General features: G+C 65.9%; 23 protein-coding genes and 1 pseudogene. 12 read left to right on the top strand and 12 right to left on the bottom strand.

All coding sequences use genetic code 11. The features are described from left to right. Positions 1-14: 14 nt before the first annotated feature. On the bottom strand, positions 15-1,448 hold the full coding sequence (locus E5554_RS21085; protein WP_136187979.1) for a M20/M25/M40 family metallo-hydrolase: 1,434 nt from the start codon (positions 1,446-1,448) through the stop codon (positions 15-17). 355 nt (positions 1,449-1,803) lie between these two features. On the opposite strand from E5554_RS21085, the gene E5554_RS21080 reads away from it, so the two are divergent. After that, the gene (locus E5554_RS21080) at positions 1,804-3,855 is read left to right on the top strand and encodes an FUSC family protein (protein ID WP_136187978.1); all 2,052 of its coding nucleotides are present in this window, start codon (positions 1,804-1,806) and stop codon (positions 3,853-3,855) included. On the opposite strand, the gene E5554_RS21075 is transcribed toward E5554_RS21080, so the two are convergent. After that, positions 3,815-5,044, bottom strand: coding sequence for a phospholipase D-like domain-containing protein (locus E5554_RS21075; protein WP_136187977.1), 1,230 nt, complete (start codon positions 5,042-5,044; stop codon positions 3,815-3,817). The genes E5554_RS21080 and E5554_RS21075 overlap by 41 nt on opposite strands. An 87-nt stretch (positions 5,045-5,131) precedes the next feature. Here E5554_RS21075 and rpoZ point away from each other — a divergent pair, with 87 nt between their 5' ends. Beyond that, on the top strand, positions 5,132-5,476 hold the full coding sequence (gene rpoZ, locus E5554_RS21070) for a DNA-directed RNA polymerase subunit omega (protein WP_004208279.1): 345 nt from the start codon (positions 5,132-5,134) through the stop codon (positions 5,474-5,476). Between the two features lie 90 nt (positions 5,477-5,566). Here rpoZ and E5554_RS21065 read toward each other — a convergent pair whose 3' ends face one another. Together E5554_RS21065 and ung are read right to left on the bottom strand one after the other, a co-directional pair. Beyond that, positions 5,567-6,643 (bottom strand): ATP-grasp domain-containing protein, encoded by a 1,077-nt coding sequence (locus E5554_RS21065; protein ID WP_136187976.1) that lies wholly within the window; start codon positions 6,641-6,643, stop codon positions 5,567-5,569. Next, entirely contained in the window at positions 6,640-7,332 is a 693-nt protein-coding gene (gene ung / locus E5554_RS21060) for a uracil-DNA glycosylase (protein WP_136187975.1), read from the bottom strand. Before ung ends, E5554_RS21065 begins: the two co-directional genes overlap by 4 nt. A gap of 96 nt (positions 7,333-7,428) precedes the next feature. On the opposite strand from ung, the gene E5554_RS21055 reads away from it, so the two are divergent. The 3 genes and pseudogenes from E5554_RS21055 to E5554_RS21045 all read left to right on the top strand — a co-directional run bounded on the left by E5554_RS21055 (position 7,429) and on the right by E5554_RS21045 (position 10,111). After that, a complete protein-coding gene (locus tag E5554_RS21055; protein ID WP_247594323.1) occupies positions 7,429-8,496 on the top strand; it encodes a serine hydrolase in 1,068 nt (355 codons plus the stop codon). A 31-nt stretch (positions 8,497-8,527) separates the two neighbouring features. Continuing rightward, positions 8,528-8,891 (top strand): annotated as a pseudogene (locus E5554_RS21050) (DUF962 domain-containing protein). Positions 8,892-9,040: 149 nt separating this feature from the next. Further along, a complete protein-coding gene (locus E5554_RS21045) occupies positions 9,041-10,111 on the top strand; it encodes a GNAT family N-acetyltransferase (RefSeq protein WP_136187973.1) in 1,071 nt (356 codons plus the stop codon). On the opposite strand, the gene E5554_RS21040 is transcribed toward E5554_RS21045, so the two are convergent. Both E5554_RS21040 and E5554_RS21035 read right to left on the bottom strand, forming a co-directional pair. Then, entirely contained in the window at positions 10,089-10,961 is an 873-nt protein-coding gene (locus E5554_RS21040) for a cupin-like domain-containing protein (protein ID WP_136187972.1), read from the bottom strand. The genes E5554_RS21045 and E5554_RS21040 overlap by 23 nt on opposite strands. Further along, on the bottom strand, positions 10,958-12,094 hold the full coding sequence (locus E5554_RS21035) for a GNAT family N-acetyltransferase (RefSeq protein ID WP_136187971.1): 1,137 nt from the start codon (positions 12,092-12,094) through the stop codon (positions 10,958-10,960). Before E5554_RS21035 ends, E5554_RS21040 begins: the two co-directional genes overlap by 4 nt. Before the next feature lie 172 nt (positions 12,095-12,266). Here E5554_RS21035 and E5554_RS21030 point away from each other — a divergent pair, with 172 nt between their 5' ends. The 6 genes from E5554_RS21030 to E5554_RS21005 all read left to right on the top strand — a co-directional run bounded on the left by E5554_RS21030 (position 12,267) and on the right by E5554_RS21005 (position 17,565). Beyond that, the gene (locus E5554_RS21030) at positions 12,267-13,265 is read left to right on the top strand and encodes an NAD-dependent epimerase/dehydratase family protein (protein ID WP_136187970.1); all 999 of its coding nucleotides are present in this window, start codon (positions 12,267-12,269) and stop codon (positions 13,263-13,265) included. Between the two features lie 298 nt (positions 13,266-13,563). Continuing rightward, positions 13,564-14,571, top strand: a complete 1,008-nt coding sequence (locus tag E5554_RS21025; protein ID WP_136187969.1) for a KpsF/GutQ family sugar-phosphate isomerase — start codon at positions 13,564-13,566, stop codon at positions 14,569-14,571. Positions 14,572-14,612: 41 nt separating this feature from the next. After that, a complete protein-coding gene (locus tag E5554_RS21020) occupies positions 14,613-15,380 on the top strand; it encodes an NTP transferase domain-containing protein (protein ID WP_281729013.1) in 768 nt (255 codons plus the stop codon). Further along, positions 15,377-15,970, top strand: coding sequence for a histidine phosphatase family protein (locus E5554_RS21015; protein WP_136187968.1), 594 nt, complete (start codon positions 15,377-15,379; stop codon positions 15,968-15,970). Before E5554_RS21020 ends, E5554_RS21015 begins: the two co-directional genes overlap by 4 nt. 104 nt (positions 15,971-16,074) lie before the next feature. Further along, entirely contained in the window at positions 16,075-16,929 is an 855-nt protein-coding gene (locus E5554_RS21010; RefSeq protein ID WP_136187967.1) for a hypothetical protein, read from the top strand. A 183-nt stretch (positions 16,930-17,112) separates the two neighbouring features. Next, a complete protein-coding gene (locus E5554_RS21005) occupies positions 17,113-17,565 on the top strand; it encodes a hypothetical protein (RefSeq protein WP_136187966.1) in 453 nt (150 codons plus the stop codon). A 121-nt stretch (positions 17,566-17,686) separates the two neighbouring features. Here the strand turns inward: E5554_RS21005 and E5554_RS21000 are convergent, their stop codons facing one another. The 3 genes from E5554_RS21000 to E5554_RS20990 form a co-directional block, all read right to left on the bottom strand. After that, the gene (locus E5554_RS21000) at positions 17,687-18,025 is read right to left on the bottom strand and encodes a hypothetical protein (protein ID WP_136187965.1); all 339 of its coding nucleotides are present in this window, start codon (positions 18,023-18,025) and stop codon (positions 17,687-17,689) included. Then, complete coding sequence (locus tag E5554_RS20995) at positions 18,022-19,215, bottom strand: aromatic ring-hydroxylating dioxygenase subunit alpha (RefSeq protein ID WP_247594321.1); 1,194 nt, start codon at positions 19,213-19,215, stop codon at positions 18,022-18,024. The genes E5554_RS21000 and E5554_RS20995 overlap by 4 nt, the downstream gene beginning before the upstream one ends. Before the next feature lie 90 nt (positions 19,216-19,305). Further along, positions 19,306-19,914, bottom strand: coding sequence for a TetR/AcrR family transcriptional regulator (locus tag E5554_RS20990; protein ID WP_136187964.1), 609 nt, complete (start codon positions 19,912-19,914; stop codon positions 19,306-19,308). A gap of 99 nt (positions 19,915-20,013) precedes the next feature. Between E5554_RS20990 and def the strand changes: the two genes are divergently transcribed. Further along, complete coding sequence (def, locus tag E5554_RS20985; protein ID WP_004210855.1) at positions 20,014-20,544, top strand: peptide deformylase; 531 nt, start codon at positions 20,014-20,016, stop codon at positions 20,542-20,544. Positions 20,545-20,629: 85 nt separating this feature from the next. Here def and phoB read toward each other — a convergent pair whose 3' ends face one another. From phoB to pstB, 3 genes are read right to left on the bottom strand one after another with little or no spacing between them, the layout of a single operon-like run. After that, positions 20,630-21,328 (bottom strand): phosphate regulon transcriptional regulator PhoB, encoded by a 699-nt coding sequence (phoB, locus tag E5554_RS20980; protein ID WP_004210860.1) that lies wholly within the window; start codon positions 21,326-21,328, stop codon positions 20,630-20,632. A 3-nt stretch (positions 21,329-21,331) separates the two neighbouring features. Continuing rightward, positions 21,332-22,027, bottom strand: coding sequence for a phosphate signaling complex protein PhoU (gene phoU / locus E5554_RS20975; protein ID WP_004210862.1), 696 nt, complete (start codon positions 22,025-22,027; stop codon positions 21,332-21,334). A 23-nt stretch (positions 22,028-22,050) separates the two neighbouring features. Further along, positions 22,051-22,839 carry a phosphate ABC transporter ATP-binding protein PstB gene (gene pstB / locus E5554_RS20970; protein WP_004210863.1) on the bottom strand — a complete coding sequence of 263 codons (789 nt, stop codon included), beginning with the start codon at positions 22,837-22,839 and terminating at the stop codon, positions 22,051-22,053. Positions 22,840-22,845 lie beyond the last annotated feature (6 nt).

Here is a 22,845-nt window from a genome sequence, read left to right as displayed (position 1 = left end):
CAGCCCTTTTCGCATTACTGGGTATAGGCCTTGGTCAGGCGATAGAGGAAGGCGCGGCCGTCGAGCAGCGACTTGACCCGGATGCGCTCATTGAGGCCATGGACCCCCTGGCCATCGGGATCGGCGAACATGCCCGACACGCCATAGGTGGGGATGCCCGCCGCATTGGTGAAGCGCCCGTCGGTCGCCCCGGTCGCAAGCCGCGGGATCACCGGCACGCCCGGCCACATCTCCTTGGTCAGCGCCTCGATCGGCGCCATGATCTGCGGCGTCAGCTGCGGCGCCGACGACTTGGGCTGCGGCGGATCGGCCAGCGTCACCTTGACCTTCTCGTCGCCGCCGACCTGCGCCAGCTTGGCGCGCACGGCCTCGACATCCTCGCCCGGAATGATGCGGCAATTGACGTTCGCAGTCACCGACTGGGGCTGGGCATTGGGGGCATGGCCGCCATTGATCAGCGTCGGAATGCAGGTGGTGCGTAGGGTGGCGTTCCAGCTCGGATTGGCAGCCGAGATCGCTGCATAGTCCGCCTCGGTCGCCTTGCCCGCGCCGACCGCCGCCATCGGCTGCGACAGCTTGGGATAGAGCGGCGCCGACGCGCCGAAATAGGCCTTGGCCGCCGGCGTCAGGTTCACCGGGAAATCATAGGCGTTCACATTGGCCAGCGCCTGCGCCATCCAGCCGATCGCGTTGAAATGCGGTTCCTGGCGCGAACTGTGGCCGCCCGGCGCGGTCGCGGTGAAGGTGAAGTCCTGATAGACCTTCTCGCCCGCCTGCACGCCGTGGCTGACCGGCTTGCCATTTTCGTCCAGCGACCCGCCGCCGCCTTCGTTGAGCGCCCATCCTGCCGCCATCGCATCGGGCTTGTTCTTCAGCAGATATTCGACGCCGTTCAGCGCCTTCTCCGTCTCCTCGCCACAGGTCAGCGCCATCTTGATCCTGCGCTTGGGCTTGTAGCCTTCCTGCTTGAAGCGGATCATGGCGTCGGCGAAGCTCGCCGCCATCGCCTTGTCGTCCGACGTGCCCCGGCCATAGAAATAGCCGCCTTCCTCGATCAGGGTGAAGGGATCGCGGGTCCAGTCGGCGCGCTTGGCCGCGACCACGTCGATATGGGCGAGCAGCAGCAGCGCGGGCAGCTTGGCATCGGAACCGCGCAGCACGGCGGTCAGATTGCCTTCCTTGGGATGAGCGGGATCGACCACGACAGCGATATCGCCATCGGCATAGCCGGCCGCCTTCAGCCGCGTCGCAATCTGTTCGGCGGCCACGGTGCAGCTGCCATTGGGCCAGCTCGAATCGGTCTCCACCAGTTCCTTGTAGAGGGTGCGGAAGGCGGCCTCGCCGGCGCGGGCCTGCGTATCGGCTGCGGTGGCGGCGTGCAGCGGGCTGAGGCTGGCGGCCAGCAGCGCGGCGGCGGGCAAGGCGGCAACTAAGCGACGGGATGGCATGGGGCGATGTCCTTGTTCTGATTGTGCGACGCTTGGAAATGCGTCTCCCTGGCCCGGCTGGGCGGCGCGACTGTGCAGAAAGCCGGGGGCGGCGGCAAGGGGATGATTGATGCCTGCTGGCCCTGTTTGGTTGTGCATATCATGCACAATGGCTGTGCCTTGGGCTCATATTGTTTCGCTACCTGGACAGGCGCATAGAGGGTTTGCCTGAAGCTCCAGCAATGCGCGCCCGATCCGGCGTGGCGGGCCGACGCGTCCGGCTTTCATTCCCCCGACCGGCGTCGCCGCCCTGCCTGGCCCCGCCCGATGATGCTGGATGTGCCGCGTGACGCCTGCCTTGCCTCAAGCGCGCTGGATGGCCGATCGCTACGGCGGCCATGACGCGCTGTTCACGCTCAAGGCCTTTCTCGCGGCGATGCTGGCCTATTATATCGCGCTGCGGATCGGGCTGGACCGGCCCTATTGGGCGATCATCACCGCCTATATCGTGGCCCAGCCGCTCGCCGGCGCGGTGTCGTCCAAGGCGTTGTTCCGCCTGCTGGGCACCGTCATCGGCGCGGGCGTGGCGATCCTGCTGGTGCCATTGCTCGGCAATGCCCCCGAACTTCTCTCGCTCGCGCTGGCGCTGTGGCTTGGGCTTTGCACCTTTGTCGCGCTGCTCGACCGGACGCCGCGCGCCTATACCTTCCTGCTGGCGGGCTATACCGCCGGCATCGTCGCCTTCCCGGCGGTCGAGGCGCAGGCGACGATCTTCACGGCGGCCAGCCTGCGCGCCCAGGAAATCGGCATTGGCATCGCATCGGCCACGCTGGTCCACAGCCTCGTCTTCCCGCGCACCGTGTCGGCTCGCCTCCAGGCGCGGATCGATGCGATCATGATCGACGCCGAACGCTGGTCGCGCGATTCCCTGCGGGTCGACCATGGCGATGCAGTCGTGACCCGCGACCGCCGGCAATTGGCGACCGACATCCACGAACTGCACCAGCTTGCCACCCATTTGCCGTTCGAAAGCAGCGCGCTGCGGCTGAAGGCCGGGGTGCTGCGCGCGCTAGAGACGCAGCTTTGCCTGCTGCTGCCGCTGGCCAGCGCGGTCGAGGATCGCTGTCGCCAGTTGCAGCGCGCCAATGCCTTGCCGCCGGCCGTCCATGTCCTGCTGGACGATGTCGTCGCCTGGCTGGGCGCGCCGGACGGGGAGGGCGGGGCGGCCGAAGCGCTCCGCGCCCGCGCCCGCGCCTGCGAGCCCGATTGCCGCTTGCCCTTCGCCTGGCACGCGGCATTGCAACTGAGCATGCTCGACCGGCTGGCCGAACTGGTCGCCGTCCATGCCATCTGCCGCGAGTTGCAGGCGGCGATGGGCGCCGATCGCATTCCCCTGTCACCGCCCGCGCGGGAAGCGATCCGCAACGCCCGCCGCCGCGTCCTGCACCGCGATTATGGGCTGGCGCTGCGCGGCGCGCTGGCGACCAGCCTCACCGTGCTGATCGGTTGCCTGCTCTGGATCCTGTCGGCCTGGCCGGCCGGGGCAGGGGCGGTAGTCATCGCCAGCATCATCTGCGCCCTGTTCAGCAATATGGACGATCCCGCGCCCGCCGCCTGGAAAGTGTGGCAGGGCACCTGCTGCGCGGTGCTGGTGGCCGCGCCCTATGCCTTTGCCATCCTGCCGCGCGTGTCCGACTTCCCGGTGCTGGTCGCGGTGCTGGCGCCGGCCTTCCTGCTGGTCGGCGCGATGATGGTGCGGCGGCGGCTGGCGGCGATGGCGATCGGCATGATCCTTTCGCTGCCCGGCCTGATGGGCCTCGATGGCTATTATACCGGGCAGTTCGACAGTTTCGCCAATGCCGCCATCGCCCAGATGCTGGGCGCCTTGCTCGCGGTCTGGGCGCTCAAGATGGTCCGCACCGTGGGCGCCGAACAGTCCGCGCTGCGCCTGCTCCGGGCGGGCTGGCGCGATCTTGCCCTGCGCACCGATCCGCGGCAGCAGCCTGACACGGTCAAATGGATCAACACCATGCTCGACCGCATCGGCCTGCTGACCCCGCGCCTTGCCGAACTGGGCAGCGACACCACAGCGCCGCTGCTTGATATATTGCGCGACACGCGCGTGGGCATGTCGCTCGACGATCTCCACCGCTTCCGGGTGCGCGCCCATGCTCGCGACGATCGGCTGCTCGATGTCGTGCTGGGGCGCGTGCGCCAGCATTTCGATCGGCTTGGCGCCAGGGGGCAGGGCGATCCCGATCCTGCGCTGGTGCGGGCCATCGACACCGCGCTCGCTACCATCGGCCGGAACGGCGCGGTCGATGATCGGCGGCTGGCGCTGCTGGCGCTCACCAGCCTGCGCCGCAACATCGCGCCCGATATTCCGCTCAGTCCGCGTCGGGATCGCGAAAATTCAGCCGCCGCGTGACGGTATAGTCCAGCACGCCGACCAGCAGATAGCTGATCCACTGCTTGATCAGCGTCAGGCCGGTGCGGCTGGCGCGATAGGTCTCCAGCGAAATCTGCCGGCTCTCGCCCGTCCGCTGGGTGATGAAGCCACGCATCGCCTCGGCAAAGCCGGCATCCTCCACCCGCAGCATCAGCTCCAGGTTGAGGAACAGGCTGCGCATGTCGAAATTGGCCGATCCGATATAGACCGCATCGTCGATCACGATCAGCTTCATGTGCAGCTTGCAGGGCTGATATTCATATATCTCGACCCCGCGTCTCAGCAGCGGGCCATAGAGCAGCCGTGCCGCCGCGATCGTCGCGCCATTGTCCGACAGGGCCGGCAGGATCAGGCGCGCGCCCTTGCGCCGGGCAGCGCGGGCGATCCGCTTCATCATGCCCCGGCCGGGCGAGAAATAGGCCTCGACCATGTCCAGCCGCTGCGCCCGGTCCATGTCATGCTTCACCACCTGCGCCCAGGGACTCAGCCGCCGGGTCGGCCCACCGATCAGCCAGCGGAACGGATCGGCCGGATCATGATGCAGCGATGGGTGCCAGTGCCGCACCATCGCCCGCAGGGTGCGGAACCTTTGCCCCTTGCTCGTGACCCAGCGCCATAGCTGGCCATACCAGCGCGCCATCGCCTCGGCCTGCGGCCCTTCCAGCAGCAGCCCCAGGTCGCGCCAGCAATCGTCGGCGGGAATGCCGAAATAGCCATCCTCGACATTGAAGCCGCCGATCATAAGCCTTTTGTCGTCAGCCAGGGCGATCTTCTGATGGTTGCGGATCAGGTAGCGGGTCGACCGGCGCGTCCCGAACCGGCCGAAATGGCCGCCCGCCGCGATCAGCGGGGCGAACAGGCTGTCGGGCGTATCGGACGATCCGAAGCCGTCGATCATCAGCGTCACCGCCACGCCGCGTGCCCGCGCCGCCACCAGCCGCTCGCAGATCAGCCGGCCGCTGCCATCGTCGGCGAAGATATAATAATAGAGTTTCAGGCTCGTGCGCGCACCGTCGATCAGTCTGACCAGCGCATCGCGCAGCGCCGCGCCTTCTTCGATGACGGTCAGTCGGTTGCCGTTCAGCGTGACGCTGATCGGGCTGGTCGGGGCTTGCTGTTGTCGCGACGCCATGGCCCCTACATGCGCTGCTTTGCCGCGGCGCGCCATGGCTTTATGGGCTTTTCATTGACTCGACAGGCCGCCACTGCTAGGCGCCAAGTTCAAGATTCCCTATTGATTTTTCAGGAGGCCCGATTGGCCCGCGTCACCGTCGAAGATTGCGTCGACAAGGTTACCAACCGTTTCGATCTCGTCCTGCTCGCCGCCCAGCGCGCGCGTGAAATTTCCGGTGGCGCCGAGCTGACGCTTGAGCGTGACCGCGACAAGAATCCGGTCGTCGCCCTGCGCGAAATCGCCGAGGAAACCATTCTGCCCGCCGACCTGCATGATTCGGTCGTTGCGTCGTTGCAGAAGGTCCAGATTGACGACGACGATACGCCTGATGAAATCGGTTCGATCGCCCAGTCGGCGGAGGCCCTGCGCCTGACCGCAGCGGCGCCGCCGCGCAACCAGAATATCGGCGGCGATTACGACGGCTGATTTTCCACTTTCCGGTTTGGAGAGGGAAGGGGTCCGGCCCGCGCAAGCGGGACCGGGCCTCAATGATTCTGGGCACCGGATTCTGGTGCGTTATTTCCAGGCCGTCGCCAGCATCGCGTCGAGCATCTGGGCATAGGACCAGCCATCGGCCCGCGCGGCGATCGCCGACAGGCAATCCTGGTCCGCGCGACCCGGCCGGCCCGCACCGGTCATGTTCGGCTTCATGTTGAGGTCGAACAGCTTGAACTGGCCGCTGGCATCCGCGCGGCAGTCGATGCGGATCACCGCGCGCGATTCCACCAGCCCCGCTGCCTTCACACAGGCTTCCAGCATCGCCAGCACCGGGGCTTCTTCCATCCGCTCCGGGCCGATCGCGACGCTGTTCTGCGTCACCGCGACATCGCCATTATAGGGGGCGACACCGTCCTTCTGGTCGAAGCGCAGCACCGGGCGCAGCGCGAAATGGCGGTCGCCCTTTTCGCCTGACGGGCGCGGCGCGGCGGGCGGCAGGACGGTGATGGTCATTTCCTCCCCGTCCAGAAACTCCTCGACCATCAGCAGCGTGCCGAACTTGCCCTCGTCGATCAGGCTGCGGGCCGCGGCGTTCAGCGCATCACCATCGCGCACCAGCGTCACGCCCTGGCTGCCCCGGCCACGCACGGGCTTCACGATCAGCGGGAAGGGGATGGCCAGATCGTTCAGAACCTGCCCGACATCGGCCAGCGCATGCACGCCTTCGCTCGGCCGATCAGCCAGCAAAAAGCCGCGCGCCACCGGCAAGCCGGCCTGTTCCAGCATCCGGTTGGTGGCGAACTTGTCGTCATATTTCTGCGTGGCGGCCGGGGTCTGGCCGACGATCGCGACCTGGCCCATCACGGCCTCGATCGGATGTCCCTCAAACAGGACGCTATTGGCCCAGATCGTGTCGGCGCCTGCCGCGATCGCGGCTGCTATCCCGTTGGCCGTGTCGGGGAACACCCATTGCATCGCCTGCGCCGGATCAGGCGCAGGCACCGGCGTTATCACCGTGCGGCCCAGCCCCATCAATGCAAAGCCGATATCGGCCCCACCGTCGGAATAGCCGCCGGGCTTGGCATCCTTGCGCAGCCCGTCGATCACCGGTGGCGGCAGCGCCTGATAGAGCAGGGCGACCGCCGGCCCGCTCATGCTACCACCTCCGGCAGGCGCCAGTCGATCGCGCCGCGCCCCTTGGCCTCCAGAAAGTCATTGGCCTGCGAGAAATGGCGGCATCCCAGAAAGCCGTTATGCGCCGACAGCGGCGAAGGATGGGCGGCCTTCAGCACCAGATGGCGCCCGGAATCGACGAAGCCGGCCTTGCGCTGGGCATAGGCGCCCCACAGCAGGAACACGACCGGCTCCTCCTTCTGCGCCACCAGCCGGACGATCGCGTCGGTGAACGTCTCCCAGCCCTTGCCCTGGTGCGACGCAGCCCGGCCCATTTCGACCGTCAGCACGCTGTTGAGCAACAGCACGCCCTGCCGCGCCCAATGCTCCAGAAAGCCGTGGCGCGCGCGCGGCAGGCCGAGGTCGCTTTCCAGCTCCTTGTAGATATTGACCAGCGATGGCGGCGTCCGCACGCCGGGCTGGACCGAAAAGCACAGGCCATGCGCCTGGCCCTCGCCATGATAGGGGTCTTGCCCCAGCACCACCACCTTCACCTGGTCCAGCGGCGTCAGGTCCAGCGCCCGGAAATATTCATTCCCCTTGGGGAAGATGCGCTTGCCGGCCGCCTTTTCCGTTTCGATGAACTGTTTCAGGCCCTGCATATGGGGGCTGGCGAACTGGTCGCGCAGCGGCGCGCGCCAGCTTTCGTGCAGCTTGATGGTGTCGTTCATGGCCGGCGTGATGAACCCCCGGCATGCCTGCGTCAACCGCGGGAAAAGCCGATCAAATATCTTGCCACCCGACCCATGATGGGCGACAGACGGGCCATGCCGTCTCTCCGTCAAATTGGCGCCAGCTGCGCCGCCCTTGGCCTGTTCTTTGCGCCCTTGCCGAGCGCCGATGCCTTTGGTCCGCCGCCCCGGCCACAGGTGCTGCTGACGGCGGAGGCGCATCTTCTGGCCGAGTTTGACCGCTTCGCCGCTTTGTCGGACGGCACGGTCGGCCTCGCGGTGCAGGATCTGCAGACCGGCGAGGTCCAATCGCGCAATGGCGACACGCTGTTCCCCATGGCCAGCGCCTACAAGGTCGCGGTCGCGGGCCGTATCCTCTCGCTGGTCGATGCGGGTAGCCTAAAACTCGACGACCGGCTCGTGCTCGATCCTGCGCTGGCGAGCGAAGGCGGCATCGCCTGGATGTTCTCGCGTCCCGGCGCGACCCTGCCGGTCAGCCAGTTGCTCGACCTGATGCTGACGCGCAGCGACAATAATGCGACCGACGTGCTGGTCGCCCGCGCCGGCGGGCCGAAGGCGGTCAGCGATTTCGTCGCCGGCCTCGGCATCCATGGCCTGCGCGTCGACAGCGATACCGCGCATCTTCTCTACCGCGCCATGGGCATCAATCCCCGGTCCGGCACCTTCCAGCAGAATGCCGGTGCCGCCCGCCGCGCCGATCCGATGATCCAGCGGCGCGACGTGCGCGATCTGCCGAACATGGATTTCATGCTCGATCCGCGCGACACGGCGACGCCGCTGGCGATGAACCAGCTGCTGGTCGCCTATGAATCGGGCAAGGCATTGAAGCCGGAAAGCACGCAACTGCTCTTCACCATCATGGGCCATTGCCAGACCGGCAAACTGCGCCTGTCGGGCATGTTGCCGCCCGGCACCCCGGTCGCGCACAAGACCGGGTCGCTCAACGGCGTCGGCAATGATGTCGGCATCATCGGCCTGCCCGATGGCCGCCGCTTTGCCATCACCGTCTTCGTGATGAAGGACAGCCGGGGCCATGTCTCGCGCGACCAGATCATGGCCCAGGCGGCCCGCGCGGCCTATGATTATTTCCTCTTTGCGCCCAAGCGGCGCGTGGCGCTTAACAAGTTGAACGTCCACGTATAAAAGATGGGGCATAACAGAGAGGATGCCCCTTATGACCCAGATCACCCGGTTTCGGGACTTCTGGCCCTATTATCTGCAGGAACATGCCCGGCCCGCGACGCGCCATGCATTATGCCGGGACCAGCCTGGTGGTCGGCATCGCGGCCACGGCGGCCATTACGGGTCGATGGTGGCTGGCCGCTGGGCTGCCGGTCGCCGGCTATGGCTTCGCCTGGGTCAGCCATATGCTGATCGAGCGCAATCGCCCCGCCACCTTCCGCTATCCGCTCTGGTCGCTGCGCGCCGATTTCGTGATGCTTCAGCGCTTCCTGACCGGCCATATGCGTCGCGATCTGGTCCGGGCCGGCATCCGCGCCGACGGCACGGTCGATCCGCAACGCCGCATTCGCGGCTGAGAGTCGTTTGAGAAGGCCGGTTCCGGCCCGCTCCCCCGCCCAACCACCCGACAGGATGATACTGGATCGGGTGGTTGGGCGGGGGAGCAGGCTCTAGCCACCGCGCAAGCGCTTGATTCCCGCCGCCGCTCTGTCACAAGAGGGGCGCGATGGGGCTCACCGCGACATTCTCCCTGCCGACCGACCGGTCGGCGCTGGCCGCCCGCTGGCAGGCGCTGGAGGCGCGCAGCGATGCGTCCTTCTTCCTGCGCTGGACCTGGGTGGGTGCCTGGCTCGACAGCTATGGCGTCCGGCCCGAACTGCTCGCCGTCACCGACGGTGCTGGCCAGGATGTCGCGCTGGCGCTGGTCGGCCATGCGATGCGCCCGCGCCTGCTGGGGCCGGTGGCGACGCTCAGCCTCAACCAGTCGGGCGATCCGGCGATCGACCGGCCCTATGTCGAATATAATGGCCTGCTCGCCGCGCGCGGGCAGGACGCGGCGGCCGTCGCTGCGGCGATCGACGCCATCGCCCGGCGCCGTGATTGGCGTGTGTTGCGGCTGAGCGGGATCGCCCCGGATTCGCCGCTGCTGGGCCTGCCTGCTCGCCGCAAATTGCGGGTCGATGCCTCGCCCGTCTACCAGGTCGATCTTGACGCCGTGCGCGCTGCCGGTGGCGACTATCTCTCGCTGCTCAGCAGCAATACGCGCAGCCAGATTCGCCGCGCGATGAAGGATCATGGCGGGCCGTTGCCCGATGTCGCGGTCGGCACGCTGGATGACATCGCCCCCTGGCTGGACGAGATGGCCGCGCTCAACATGGGGCGCCATGTCGACAATGCCTGGGACGATCAGGGCTTTCGCCAGTTCGTCGCCACCATCGCGGCCCGCGGCCTGCCATCGGGCGCGGTCGAACTGCTGCGCTTTGCCGATGCCGGCGGCGTGGTCGGCCTGCTGGTCAATTTCGTGCAGGACGGGCAGGCGATGAACTATCAGTCCGCCTTCGCCCCGCCACGCACCGCCAAGGACAAGCCGGGCCTGCTCTGTCACGCCGCTGCCGTCGGCCATTATGCCACGCAGGATTTCCGGCTCTATTCGCTGCTCGCCGGCAAGGATCGCTACAAGCAGAGCCTCTCCACGCGCGAAGAGGCGCTGGAATGGTGGCATGTCGAGCGTTTCAGCCCCCGGCTGGAGGCCGAGGCGCTGGCGCGCAGGATCCTTAAACGCCCAGCTTCCGCATGACGCGATAGACGAAGCGGCGAATGGCCTGTTGTTCGGGGCGGTCGCTCACCGCGCCGGTCGGGAGGCCGCGCTTGCGCAGCAGGGCGTTGAAACTGTGCAACTCGCCCTCCGCCACGCTGCGGTCGGACCGCCAGGTGATCGACAGGCTGATCGACACGGCCGGGCCATTTTCCACGAAATGCGGCGCCTTGACCGGCACATGCACGGCCTCGCCGGGGCTGAGCGGGAAGGGGGTGCCGCGCGCCTTGAACCCGTCCTGCCAGATCAGGTTGCGATGGCCGCCATTGTGGAATTCCTCGCTCTTGCGCGCCGGCACCAGTTCCTCGTCGCGCGCCGGGAACACGGTCATCACCTTGGTCCCCATGATCTGCAGCAGGATATTATGCTCCGGGTCCATGTGGAACGGGGTGACGCTGCCGGGGGAGGTCAGGAAGATGAAGGCCTCGCGGTGCAGCATCGGCCCGGTGCTGCGCGCGACGATCGGCTCCAGCTCCGCCAGCGCCGCGTCCAGCAACGCGCCATAGGCCGGGTCGCGCTCGACATTCTTCAGCACCGCCCAGCTGCCATTGCTCTCGATCGTGCGGATCGTCTCGCCCAGGCTCAGTCCATTGGAAGGCGTATCCTCCGGCCGCACGCCCAGCGGCAGCTTGCCCAGATTATACTCGACCGCGCTTGCCGGCATCCGCTCGGCCAGCGTCGCCAGCGCATCCAGCGTCAGCAGCGCATGCCCGACCAATTGATGCGTCAGCTTGGTCGGCTGGTCGGGATAGGCGGCGGCAAAGGTGGCGCGCGCGCTGTCCGAAAAATGCGGCGCGTCGGTGGCGGGCGCCATCGGGCTATGCACGGTCATTCCTGTCCTTTCATGCGGCTGGCGATCCGTTCGACCCCGCCGGCCAATGCAAAGGCCGCTGCCCGGCGCAGGCGCGTCGCGCCCTTGCCCTGCAGGGCGATACGATATTGCACGATGCTACGGCGCTCGGCCCACAGGCTGTCGATCATCGGATGATCGGCGGCGGCGCAACTGTCCATCCAGCCGATCGCCGGGTCATCCTGCACCGCGTGCAGATTGGCGATCTCGATCAGCACGCCGGGCGAAAAGCGCCCCATCTCCTCGTCAAAGGCGATCTTGAAGGAAAAGGCGCCGTCGCCATGGCGGAAATTGACCAGCATCGCGATCGCCCGGCCATCCAGGTCGATGCGCAGGAAATGCAGCCGGCCCGCCGCAAAGGCCGCGGCGCAGGCGGCGCGGAAGAAGGCGATGTCATCCGGCCTGCTCGCCAATGCGCTGCCCTCGCGGCCCTTCCACCCGGACGCCTCCAGCGCCAGAAAGTCGCCACACCAACGCGGCAGGTCCGCGCCATCGTCCAACAATCGCTGCTCGACCGACCCCAGCTCCGCCAGTCGCTTCTGCAGGCGGCGGATTTCCTTGCGCTTCTTGGCGCGGACATGGGTTTCCCAATAGGCGTCGGCCGACAGGTCGGATCGCAGCATCGCCCGGTCATGGCGATGCACCTCGCGCCGGCCGCGCCCTTGTTCGACGCACAGTGCTTCCAGCGCGGCGGCATTGGCGCCGGCCGCATCCAGTGCGCGCAGATGCAGGAAATGGGGCGCCCATTCCGCCGCGTCCAGCTGCGCCAGCAGGCTGCGCCACGCCGCCATCTCCTGGCCGCGCCGGATCAGCGGCGCGCCGAAGAAGCAATGGTCGTGCATCCAGTTGGCGACGCAGCCGATCGGCAAGCGGCCATGGCGCGCCTGCACCGTCACCGGCAACAGGCCGATCAACTCGCCATCCGCCTGCGCCTCGATCAAACGCACGTCACCACTGCCGGCCAGATGGTCGATCGCCGCTGCCAGCAGGTCGGGCGCGTAGAAGGCATTGGGTTCGGCCGCCTCTGCGGCCAAGGTCGCCCAGCGCGCGCGCGCGTCCGTCAGCGGCAGGCTGTCGGATGCAAAGGGGGGAGATGGGTGCGCTGCCATGTCCATCGCCTCGCCTTAGCCGGGAAAGATTAGGGAATGCCTAAGTATTCCGCCGCATGGAAGCCTGTATCGAACGGCTTATGAGGGAAAGGGCTTTACATCGCGCGTCGGATTGTCTGTGAACCGCCATGGCTCTGGCGGCGACGCGCCTGCCGGCCCGATCAAGGAGGATGACGCTTTGACGATCCTGGTAACCGGCGCGGCCGGCTTCATCGGCATGGCGGTGGCCGACCGGCTGCTGGCCGACGGGCGCGCCGTGATCGGCATCGACAATCTCAACGACTATTATCAGGTCTCGCTCAAGCGCGATCGGATCGCGGCGCTCGAACAGCGCCATGGCAAGCTGTTCACCTTCGCCGAACTGGACTTTGCCGACATGCCGGCACTTCAGGCGTTGCTCGCCGATCATCCGATCGAGGCGATCGTCCATCTCGGCGCCCAGGCCGGCGTGCGCTATTCGTTGATCAACCCCCATGCCTATGTCCGCTCCAACCTTGCCGGCCATGTGAACATGCTCGAACTGGCGCGGGAACGGCGGGTGCGTCATCTGGTCTACGCCTCCTCCTCATCCGTCTATGGCGGCAATGAGAGCTTGCCCTTCCGCGTGGAGGATCGCACCGATCATCCGGTCTCTCTCTATGCCGCGACCAAGCGGGCGGACGAGCTGATGAGCGAGACCTATGCCCATCTGTTCCGCGTGCCGATGACGGGGCTGCGCTTCTTCACCGTCTATGGTCCCTGGGGGCGGCCCGACATGGCGATGTGGATCTTCACCCAGAAGATCCTCGCCGGTGAAGCGATCCCGGTCTTCAACCATGGCCGGATGCAGCGCGACTTCACCTATATCGACGATATCGTCGCCGGGGTGATCGGCTGCCTTGATTCCCCGCCGGGCGATGATGGCGCGCTCAAGGCGGGCGGCAGCCGGGCGCCGCATCGGCTCTACAATATCGGCAATAACCGGCCCGAGGAACTGATGCACCTGATCGCCGTGCTGGAGGAGGCTGTGGGGCGCAAGGCGCAGCTGGACTTCCAGCCGATGCAGCCGGGCGACGTGCCGGCGACCTTCGCCGACATCAGTGCGATTGCCCAGGATATCGGCTTTGCGCCCACCACCGGGATCGAGTCGGGCGTGCCCCGATTCGTCAACTGGTATCGCGACTATCATGGCCGATGACTATTTCGGCATGTGTCGAAAGGCGGAAAGGTTCCTCAACTCGCCTCTGATTTGGGGCGTCTCATCGGAAATTTTCGGGAAATTCGCCCGACGCGCAATGCTGCGAGCCTTTTTTGCACTTGCGAAACGCATTGCCATAAGTGCCTGAAACGGCGTAGACAGTTGCCGGGTGCTGATTGAGAAATCGGCTTGGGGTCGCGGAACAAGGGATGGACGTTGCGCTGGTCAAGGCGCATCGACACCGCGGGCGTCAGTCGGAACATATCGGCGACGATGCGCGGAAAAAAGGGCAAGAAGCGTGTCGACAGTTTCGAAGATCGTTCCTTTCGGCTCGGGTGTACATATTGTGGAGACAGCGTGCAGCAGTCTCGCCCTGGCAGCCAGGGGGCTCAATACACTCGAAGCCAAATTTTCCGACCGGGAATTTTCCGCTGCCTTTCTGCGGCTCGTCGGAATCATCATCAATGTTCGTGGACGCGTGATCGTTACCGGTATCGGCAAGAGCGGCATCGTCGCGCGCAAGATGACGGCGACGCTGACCTCCACCGGCACGCCGGCGCTGTTCCTGCATCCGGCTGATGCCGGCCATGGCGATCTGGGCATGGTGACGCCGGACGATGTCGTGCTGATGCTGTCCCACTCGGGTGAATCCACCGAACTCGGGCCGATCATCCATTATTGCAAGCGCTTCGGCATCCCGCTGCTGGCGATGACGGCGCAGGCGCAGAGCACCGTGGCCGAGGCCGCCGATGTCTGCATGCTGATGCCGGCGGTGCGTGAAGCCTGCCCCAATATGCTGGCGCCGACCACTTCGACCACCTTGCAGATGGCCTTTGGCGACGCTCTGGCGATGTCGTTGATGGAAATGCGCGGCTTTTCGGCTGACGATTTCTACAAATTCCACCCCAATGGCCGGCTCGGCGCACAGCTCGTCAAGGTGCGCGAGCTGATGTCGGCGGGCAGCGACGTGCCGCGGGTGTGCGAAGATTCCTCGCTGCTCGACGCCACGATCGAGATGACGCGTGCGCGGTTGGGCGGCACGGCCGTCGTCAACCAGGGCGGTCAACTGATCGGCGCCTTCACCGATGGTGATCTGCGCAGGGCCGTGACCGGGAAGCAGAATCTGACCGACGCGGTCGGCCGTTTCATGACCGTGACGCCGCAGACGATCGGTCCGGATGAACTGGCGTCGGAAGCGCTGCGCATCATGCACGATCGCAACATCACCCTGTTGTTCGTGTGTGAGGATGGCGATCTGGTCGGCGCGCTCCACATGCACGACCTGCTGCACGCCGGGGTCGCCTGACCATATTGGTGGTCATTCCGGCGCGGGCGGGGTCGTCCCGCTTGCCACGCAAGCCGCTGCGCCTCATTGCGGGGCGCAGCCTGTTGCATCGCACGATCGCCATGGCACGCGCGGCGATCGGCGTGCGCGCCGGCGTGGCTCTGGTCGTCGCCACCGATGATGACGAGATTGCAGCCCATGCGCAGGCCGCCGGCTGCGACGCGGTGATGACCGACAGCGCGATCGCCACCGGCTCGGGCCGCGCTCTCGCCGCCGCCCGCGCGCAGACCACCCAGCCCGACTTCGTCGTCAATCTCCAGGGGGATTCTCCCTTCCAGCCCGAAGGGGCGCTGGGCGCGGTGATCGAGGCGCTGGATGCCGGCGCGCAGGTCGCGACCCCGGTGATCGGGCTCGACTGGGCCGCGCTCGATGCGCTGCGCGAGCATAAGCAACGCTCGCCCTTCAGCGGCACGACCTGCGCGCGCGGCGCGGATGGCCGGGCGCTCTGGTTCTCCAAGACGATCATTCCCGCCATCCGCGACGAGGACAGGCTGCGTGCCGCCGGCCCCATATCCCCCGTCTGGCGCCATGTCGGCCTTTATGGCTATGCCTATGATGCGCTCGCCCGGTTCGAGGCATCGCCGCCCACGGCGCTCGAAAATCTGGAAGGGCTGGAGCAGTTGCGGCTGCTGGAACTGGGCATCGATATCATGACCGTTCCGGTCGATTCGCCCGTTTTCGACAGCAGCGGCATCGATACCGAGGCCGACATCCAGCGGGTCGAGGCGCTGATCGCCGCCCATGGAGACCCGACGCCGGCCCTGTCATGAGCCGGCGCATCTTCGTCATCCGCCACGGCAACACCTTCGCCTCCGGCGCCGATGCGCGTCGGGTCGGGGCCGGTACCGACATTCCGCTGGTCGACAGCGGCATGGCCCAGGCCCAGCGTCTCGCCAGCTATTTCGCGGCCCGATCGCTGGGGCCCGTGCGCCTCTACAGCGGCCCGTTGCAGCGCGCGCGCCAGACCGCGGCGCCGATCGCGGCCGCGCTCGACCATCCGGTCGACGCCATCCTGCCCTGGCTCGACGAGATCGACCATGGCCCGGACGAGGGGCAGCCAGAGGCGGCCGTGGTGGCGCGTCTTGGCGAAGCGGCGATCGCCGCCTGGGACCGGGATGGCATCGTGCCCGATGGCTGGGCCGTAGACGCCCCCGCGCGCATCGCTGCCTGGCGCACCTGGTTCGCCGCTGAAGGGGAGGGCACGGAAATGCTGGTCACCAGCAACGGCGCCGCCCGCTTCGCCCTGCTGGCGCTGGGCCTCGCTTATGGCCAGCTCAAGCTGCGCACCGGGGCCTTTGGCGAACTGGTCGTCGATGCGCCGGGCCAGGTGCGGCTGTTGCGCTGGGACGAGCGCCCCTAGGGATTATTCCCGGCCGATCTCCGCAAAGCCCGCGATTGGCCCTCGCTCTTGATCGGGTCATTCTGTCCCCGCGCAGAATGTTCGAAAGGGGAAGGCGCTTGGCCATGCAGACCGGATATCATCGCAAGATCGCCTGGCTCGCAGGCCTGGCCGCCATGGCGCCGCTGCCGGCGATCGCGCAGGATGCGGGATCGTCGGCAGCGCCTGCCATCACCTCCGGGCCACCGCCGGCCGGCGGCAGTGATCAGGATCTGGCCCTGCAATTGTCCAACCCGGTCGCCTCGCTGATCAGCGTGCCGTTCCAGGAAAATCTCGACTTCGGCGCCGGGGATGACGGCATCAAGTCGACGCTGAATATCCAGCCGGTGGTGCCGATCAGCGTCGGCAAGGACTGGAACATGATCGTGCGCACCATCGTGCCGGTCGTCGCGCAGAATAGCTATCAGGGACCGGGCACGGATGCCTTCGGCCTTGGCGATATCACCCAGAGCTTCTTCTTCTCGCCCAAGGAGAATAAGGGCATCATCTGGGGCGTTGGCCCCGCCATCCTCTATCCTTCGGCAACCGATCGCTATCTGGGCGGGGACAAGTGGGGCGCCGGCCCGACCGTCGTGCTGCTCAAGCAGATGGGCCAGAACACGGTCGGTTTCCTCGGCAACCATATCTGGTCGATCGCCGGCAAGGATGACCGTTCCGACGTCAGCGCCAGCTTCATGCAGCCCTTCTTCAGCCACACCACGTCCCACGCCACCACCTATGGCATCAATGCCGAAGCCGCCTATGACTGGAAGGGCAAGGACTGGCTGATCCCGGTCAATCTCACCGTCACGCAACTGACCAAGGTCGGCGATCAGGCGGTGCAGGTGGGCCTTGGCGGCAAATATTATGCCGTCTCGCCCGACGGCGGCCCCGAATGGGGCATCCGCATGATCTTCACCCTGCTGTTCCCGAAGAAATAGCGGATTGCGCAGTCACGAAGCCGAAGGCCAGCGTCCCTGGCGCGGAGCAAGCAACATCCGGAGCCATGGGGCGACTGCCCCGGATATGGGAGGGCATCGGCACGATGCCGGCTAAATGGTCAGGATGGGTGGTTAGCGGACTGGCTTCTTGCAAATCGTAGAAAGCGATAGCAGACATGGCTCATGCCATTCAGCGCAACTCACAATGATTTGAGCGGCCGTTTCGGTATCGACACGAGTCTTTCAGCATTCCGCGTCTGGCTGATAGCTGGCAGCTTCGTGAGCGCGGGTTTAATCCCTAGTCTAATTTATGGCGTTCTACTCGGCCAATGGGGCACCAATTTGGTATGGGGCAGCGTTTATGGCTTGGGATGGTGTCTTGCAGCATATTTCGCCAACGTTAGGGGAATAGCCGCCCTCTTGGCCTTTCTTTGGTCTGGCTTTGCTGTTCCCGCCCTACTGTATGTGGCGAGCGGCTGGCTGTGGAACACATGCGGCGAGCATACGAAACGGTGGGCAATGATCTTGCTATTTGTATCGCTTGCTGCGGATATTCCGGCCGAGGCCATCAGTTGGATAGATCAACAGGTAATCCATCTGCCTGATCTGATGCTGCACATCACCACTATGTATTGAGCGGCAGCTTCCTACCGATGATTTTCGGCGGGACAGGGACCACAAATGGTCGTCAGCGGTCAAAACCCGATCCTCGTCATTGCTTTGCTGCGCTCGGAATGACGGGGCGGGCCTGCGTCTCTCAGGCGCCTGCCGGGGTCCGGGTAATGCGCATGTGCTGGCGTTGACGGGCGTGGGCGGGTTCCTGGTCGCCCAATATCTCTTCGGTCAGCGAGACATGGGCGAGGGTCAGCATCATGTCCATCAGCCTTTGCTCGGCCGGCGGCAGGGCGTCGATCGGGTAGCGGTCGAGATGGGCGAGGGCGGCGTCGAGCAGGGGCGCGGCCGCCGCGAAGAAGGCGGCGCGGTCGGCGGGGGCGGCATCGCCGCGCCGGGCGGCGCGGGCGATCGATCCGTCGATCGCCCAGCGATCGGCAAAGGGGGCAAGCGCCTCGAAACCAGTGGGAAGGAGCGTGGTCATGCAATTGCCTCCGCCCGCGAGACGGGCCGGGGCGTAGCGCTGGTCCGTTCTGCTCGATAGGCCTGCACCCGTTCGTCGACGGCGTTGAAGAGGTGGCGGCAAAGCGCCTCCTGCGCCTGGAAATGGATATGTTTGAGCGCGCCGCTGTTGAGGCCGCGCTGGCCCGCCTCGATCACGTCGCGATCCTCGGCATGGATGTCGCGGGCGCTGGCCATCGCATATTCGCGGGCATAGCGGCGGCTGGCGCAGTCATCCTCGCCCTTCCAGTAGAGGCGGATCACGCCGCGCGAGCGGCGCGCGTCGATCGGCCAGACGGTGTGGGAGAAGGGCTGGGCCGGCGATCCGAGGATGAAGAAATTGGGAAAGAGCGCGAGATAGTCGCGGCTGTGCGGGCCGGCGGTACCGTCGGCCATGGCGAAGCGGGCGGCGCGGCCGAAGGATTGCGCCTGCACCGGCTTGGGCGCGGGATCGGGATTGGTCCAGATTGTCTGGGTGCGATGGGGGCCGTGAAAGCCCATCTTCGCCGGATAGCCGAAGGGATTGTCTTCGCCCACCGCCGGTGCGCCGGAGCGGGGATGGATGAAGCGGAGATGGTAATTTTCCTGGAAATTGTCGTAGGTCAGCTTCCAGTTGGCGTCGATCTCATAGACATATTCGGAGAAGGTGGTGGCCTGTGCCGCCGGGAAGCCGTCGAGCATGGTCGCATAGGGGCCAAGATCGTCGCGCAGGCCTTTGTCCGGCGTGCCGAGATGGACGAAGATCAGTCCGCCGCAGATGTCGAGCGCGACGCGGGGCAGGGCGCAGTCGGCCTTGTCGACGAAGAAGCGATCGAAATCGGGGGCGGCGAGCAGCGCGCCATCGGTGCCGAACGACCAGCGATGATAGGGGCAGGAGAAGGTGCTGCGCCTGCCGCTTTCCTCCTCGACCAGCTGGGTGCCGCGATGGGTGCAGACATTGTGGAAGGCGCGAATCTCGCCCTCGCGGCCGCGCACGATCAGCAGCGACACATTGAGTGCCTCGATCTCGCGGCGGATGAAGCTGCCGCTGTCGGGCAGTTCGCAGACATGGCCGATCTGCAACCAGGCGCGGCGGAACACCGCTTCCCGTTCCAGCTCGAACCAGGCCGGATCATGATAGGGGGCGGCGGGGATCGGCGCGGTGCCGAGCCAGGCCAGACTGTCGTCGCTCATGCCCTGAAAGCCGGGCCGTTCGCCGTGCATCATCGCTCTCCGCTGTCTGTCTTTTCGCCAGCATGAGCGGGTCAATCTGAATTTGCAACACTATTGTTGCAAATCTTGTCGGTCGTCGGCGATGCCATCCCGGCGCAGCACCCGCTGCTGTTCCTGGCGGAAGCGGGCGATGGTGGCTTCGGTGTCGAGATCGGGGGCGACGCGATGGCGAAAGACCCGCGGGCCGATCAGCGCGCTGGTGAGCAGCATCACGCAATAGACTTCGGTGTCGATCGGCTCATCGGGGAAGGCGGCGGCAAGGCTGGTGCCGATGCCCGATACCAGGGCGTCCCAATGCGGATAGCTGGCGCGGATGTCGCCGGGGGCGATGAAATCCTCGATCCACAGCGACATGATGGCGGGATTGTCGAGCACGAAGCGGGTGACATAGTCGATCCGCGCCTGGCGCGGCAGTTCCGGGCGGAAGGCCGCGACGATCTGCTGCGAGGACCAGAGCTTCACCGCCGCGACCAGCGCGTCACGATCGGTGAAATGATAATAGATGGTGGTGCGGTTGACCCCGGCGGCGCGGGCGAGGGCGGACAGGGACAGCGCATCGATGCCGCGATCGGCGATCAGCCCGACCGCCAGTTCGATCAGCATCTGGTGGGTATCCTCGAAGGATTTGTAGCGGCGCTGCTGTGCGGTTTCGTCGGTCACGCCCCTTCGCCTAGACCCCGCCGGGCGGGGCGGCAAGCGGCGCGTGGGCCAGCGCCCGTGTCGCTTGAAATTTTCCCCCGTTCCGCTTATGTTTTGGCCATGGCCATTCTTCCGATCCTTGAGGCGCCCGATCCGCGCCTGCGTACCATCTCGACCCCCGTAGAGGCGATCGACGACGATCTGCAGCGTCTGATCGACGACATGTTCGAAACCATGTATGACGCGCCGGGCATCGGCCTGGCCGCGATCCAGGTGGGCGTGCCCAAGCGTATTCTGGTGATGGATCTGCAGGAACCGGAATCGGATGAGGAAGGCGCGCCGCCGGTCAAGAAGCCGATGGTGTTCATCAATCCGGAAATCCTGAAGGAATCGGACGAGCAGTCGGTCTATAATGAAGGCTGTCTGTCGGTGCCCGACCAGTTTGCCGAGGTGGAGCGCCCGGCGGTGATCCGCGCCAGTTGGATGGACCGCGACGGCCGTATCCATGAGGAGCAGCTGGAAGGGCTGCTCGCCACCTGTCTGCAGCATGAGATGGACCATCTCGAAGGCGTGCTGTTCATCGACCATCTGTCGCGCCTGAAGCGCGACATGCTGCTCAAGAAGCTGAACAAGGCCCGCCGCGCGGCCTGATCGCGGCCCATTGCCGAAATAGAAGAACCTCCCCGGCACAGCTTGCCGGGGAGGTTTTTTCTTGTCCGCATGCGCGGGGCGACGATCAGTTCAGGCCGTCAGTATCCAGCGCATAGCCGGCCGAGCGGACGGTGCGGATGATGTCGTGGCGGCCATCGACATTGATCGCCTTGCGCAGGCGGCGGATATGGACGTCGACGGTGCGCAGTTCGATGTCGCTGTCCTGGCCCCAGACGCTGTCGAGCAGCCGTTCGCGCGAGAAGACCCAGCCGGGATGCTCCAGGAAATGCTTCAAGAGGCGGAATTCGGTGGGGCCGAGTGGGATGACCTGGCCGCCACGGCGAACCTTGTGGCCGACCGTGTCCATCTCGACATCGGCGAAGGTCAGCGTCTCGCCGGCCAGCGCCGGGCGGACGCGGCGCAGCACTGCGCCGACGCGGGCGACCAGTTCGCGGGGCGAGAAGGGCTTGGTCACATAATCGTCGGCGCCGGTTTCCAGGCCGCGGACGCGATCCTCTTCCTCGCCGCGCGCGGTCAGCATGATGATCGGCACATTGGCAGTGCCGTTCATGCGGCGCAGGCGACGGCAGACCTCGATCCCCGACAGGCTTTCGACCATCCAGTCGAGCAGCACGATGTCGGGCGTGTTTTCCTGCGCCATCAGCAGCGCTTCCTCGCCATCGACGGTATGGGCGACCTCGAAATCCTCACGCTTGAAATGCCAGATGAGCAGTTCGGCGAGCGCCGCGTCATCCTCCACCAACAGCATCTTCGCCCGCGCCATGCCTCAATTCTCCTGCTGCTGGGTGCCGCCGCGTTCGCGTTCGGGCAGGGTCTGGCCCGTTGCGGCATAATAGACCATTTCCGCGACATTGGTCGCATGGTCGCCGATGCGTTCGATATTCTTGGCGATGAACAGCAGGTGCGCGCACTCGCTGATCGTCTTGGGATTTTCGACCATATAGGTCACCAGCGTGCGGAACACGCTGTCGTAGAAATCGTCGACCACCTGGTCGCGCTCCACCACCGCCAGCGCCAGTTCGGCGTCGCGCGCGGCGAAGGCGTTGAGCACGTCATGCACCATCTCGGCCGCGACCTGGCCCATGGAGGGCAGCAGCGACACCGGTTCCAGCTTGTGCTGGTTGGCAGCGATCAGCGGCACGCGCTTGGCGATATTCTTGGCATAGTCGCCGATCCGCTCGACCACGCTGACGATCTTCAAGGCGGCGATCACGTCGCGCAGGTCGTTCGCCATCGGCGCGCGCAGGGCGATGATCTGCACCACCAGCTTCTCGACTTCCGCTTCCAGCGCGTCGATGCGCTTGTCGTCGGCGACGACTTCGGCGGCGAGGCGCTGGTCCTGGCGCTGGAGCGCCAGCATCGCATTCTCGATCGCCGCTTCGGCGCGACCGCCCATTTCGGCGATCAGGCCACGCAGCCGGTCGATTTCCTCGTCAAATGCCTTGATCGTATGTTCAGCCATGTCTTGTCTCTCTCCGCGCGGGATCAGCCGTAGCGCCCGGTGATATAGTCCTTGGTCCGCTCCTGGCGCGGGTTGGTGAAGATGTCGCTCGTCACGCCATATTCGACCAGTTCGCCCAGATGGAAGAAGGCGGTGCGCTGCGACACGCGCGCGGCCTGCTGCATGTTGTGGGTGACGATGACGATGCCATAGCGGCCGCGCAGTTCGTGGATCAGTTCCTCGATCTTGGCGGTGGCGATCGGGTCGAGCGCCGAGCAGGGTTCGTCCATCAGGATGACTTCGGGTTCGACCGCGATGGCGCGGCCGATGCACAGACGCTGCTGCTGACCACCCGACAGGGCGGTGCCGCTGTCATTGAGGCGATCCTTGACCTCGTCCCACAGGCCGGCGCGACGCAGCGACTTTTCGACGATCACGTCCATGTCCGCCTTGCCCGCGGCGAGGCCGTGGATGCGGGGGCCATAGGCGATATTCTCGTAGATCGACTTGGGGAAGGGATTGGGCTTCTGGAACACCATGCCGACCCGCGCGCGCAGCTGCACCACGTCCATCGAGGGGGCGTAGATATCTTCGCCGTCGAGCGTGATCGTGCCTTCGACCCGCGCCGAGGCGACGGTGTCGTTCATGCGGTTGAGGGTCCGCAGGAAGGTCGACTTGCCGCAGCCCGACGGGCCGATGAAGGCGGTGACATGGTCCATGTCGACATCGATCGACACGCCCTTGATCGCCTGCTTCTCGCCATAGAAGACCTTGACGTCACGGGCCGTCATCTTCGGATTGGCCACGGCCAGGCTTTGCTGTTCTTCGGTCATGGGGGT

The organism is Sphingobium sp. PAMC28499 (genome assembly GCF_004795815.1).
GTDB lineage: Bacteria > Pseudomonadota > Alphaproteobacteria > Sphingomonadales > Sphingomonadaceae > Sphingobium > Sphingobium yanoikuyae.
The sequence above is the reverse complement of the archived record's forward strand: the minus strand, read 5'-3'. Positions and strand labels throughout refer to the sequence as shown.

Coding starts and splice junctions, on each gene's coding strand:
- E5554_RS21010 (WP_136187967.1), top strand. CDS start 16,075: ATGCAGACCGGATATCATCGCAAGATCGCCTGGCTCGCAGGCCTGGCC.
- phoU (WP_004210862.1), bottom strand. CDS start 22,027: ATGGCTGAACATACGATCAAGGCATTTGACGAGGAAATCGACCGGCTG.
- E5554_RS21085 (WP_136187979.1), bottom strand. CDS start 1,448: ATGCCATCCCGTCGCTTAGTTGCCGCCTTGCCCGCCGCCGCGCTGCTG.
- E5554_RS21075 (WP_136187977.1), bottom strand. CDS start 5,044: ATGGCGCGCCGCGGCAAAGCAGCGCATGTAGGGGCCATGGCGTCGCGA.
- E5554_RS21005 (WP_136187966.1), top strand. CDS start 17,113: ATGCCATTCAGCGCAACTCACAATGATTTGAGCGGCCGTTTCGGTATC.
- def (WP_004210855.1), top strand. CDS start 20,014: ATGGCCATTCTTCCGATCCTTGAGGCGCCCGATCCGCGCCTGCGTACC.
- E5554_RS21065 (WP_136187976.1), bottom strand. CDS start 6,643: ATGAGCGGGCCGGCGGTCGCCCTGCTCTATCAGGCGCTGCCGCCACCG.
- E5554_RS21040 (WP_136187972.1), bottom strand. CDS start 10,961: ATGACCGTGCATAGCCCGATGGCGCCCGCCACCGACGCGCCGCATTTT.
- E5554_RS21035 (WP_136187971.1), bottom strand. CDS start 12,094: ATGGACATGGCAGCGCACCCATCTCCCCCCTTTGCATCCGACAGCCTG.
- E5554_RS21055 (WP_247594323.1), top strand. CDS start 7,429: ATGCCGTCTCTCCGTCAAATTGGCGCCAGCTGCGCCGCCCTTGGCCTG.
- ung (WP_136187975.1), bottom strand. CDS start 7,332: ATGAACGACACCATCAAGCTGCACGAAAGCTGGCGCGCGCCGCTGCGC.
- pstB (WP_004210863.1), bottom strand. CDS start 22,839: ATGACCGAAGAACAGCAAAGCCTGGCCGTGGCCAATCCGAAGATGACG.
- E5554_RS21045 (WP_136187973.1), top strand. CDS start 9,041: ATGGGGCTCACCGCGACATTCTCCCTGCCGACCGACCGGTCGGCGCTG.
- E5554_RS20995 (WP_247594321.1), bottom strand. CDS start 19,215: ATGAGCGACGACAGTCTGGCCTGGCTCGGCACCGCGCCGATCCCCGCC.
- phoB (WP_004210860.1), bottom strand. CDS start 21,328: ATGGCGCGGGCGAAGATGCTGTTGGTGGAGGATGACGCGGCGCTCGCC.
- E5554_RS21080 (WP_136187978.1), top strand. CDS start 1,804: ATGGCCGATCGCTACGGCGGCCATGACGCGCTGTTCACGCTCAAGGCC.
- E5554_RS21015 (WP_136187968.1), top strand. CDS start 15,377: ATGAGCCGGCGCATCTTCGTCATCCGCCACGGCAACACCTTCGCCTCC.
- E5554_RS21000 (WP_136187965.1), bottom strand. CDS start 18,025: ATGACCACGCTCCTTCCCACTGGTTTCGAGGCGCTTGCCCCCTTTGCC.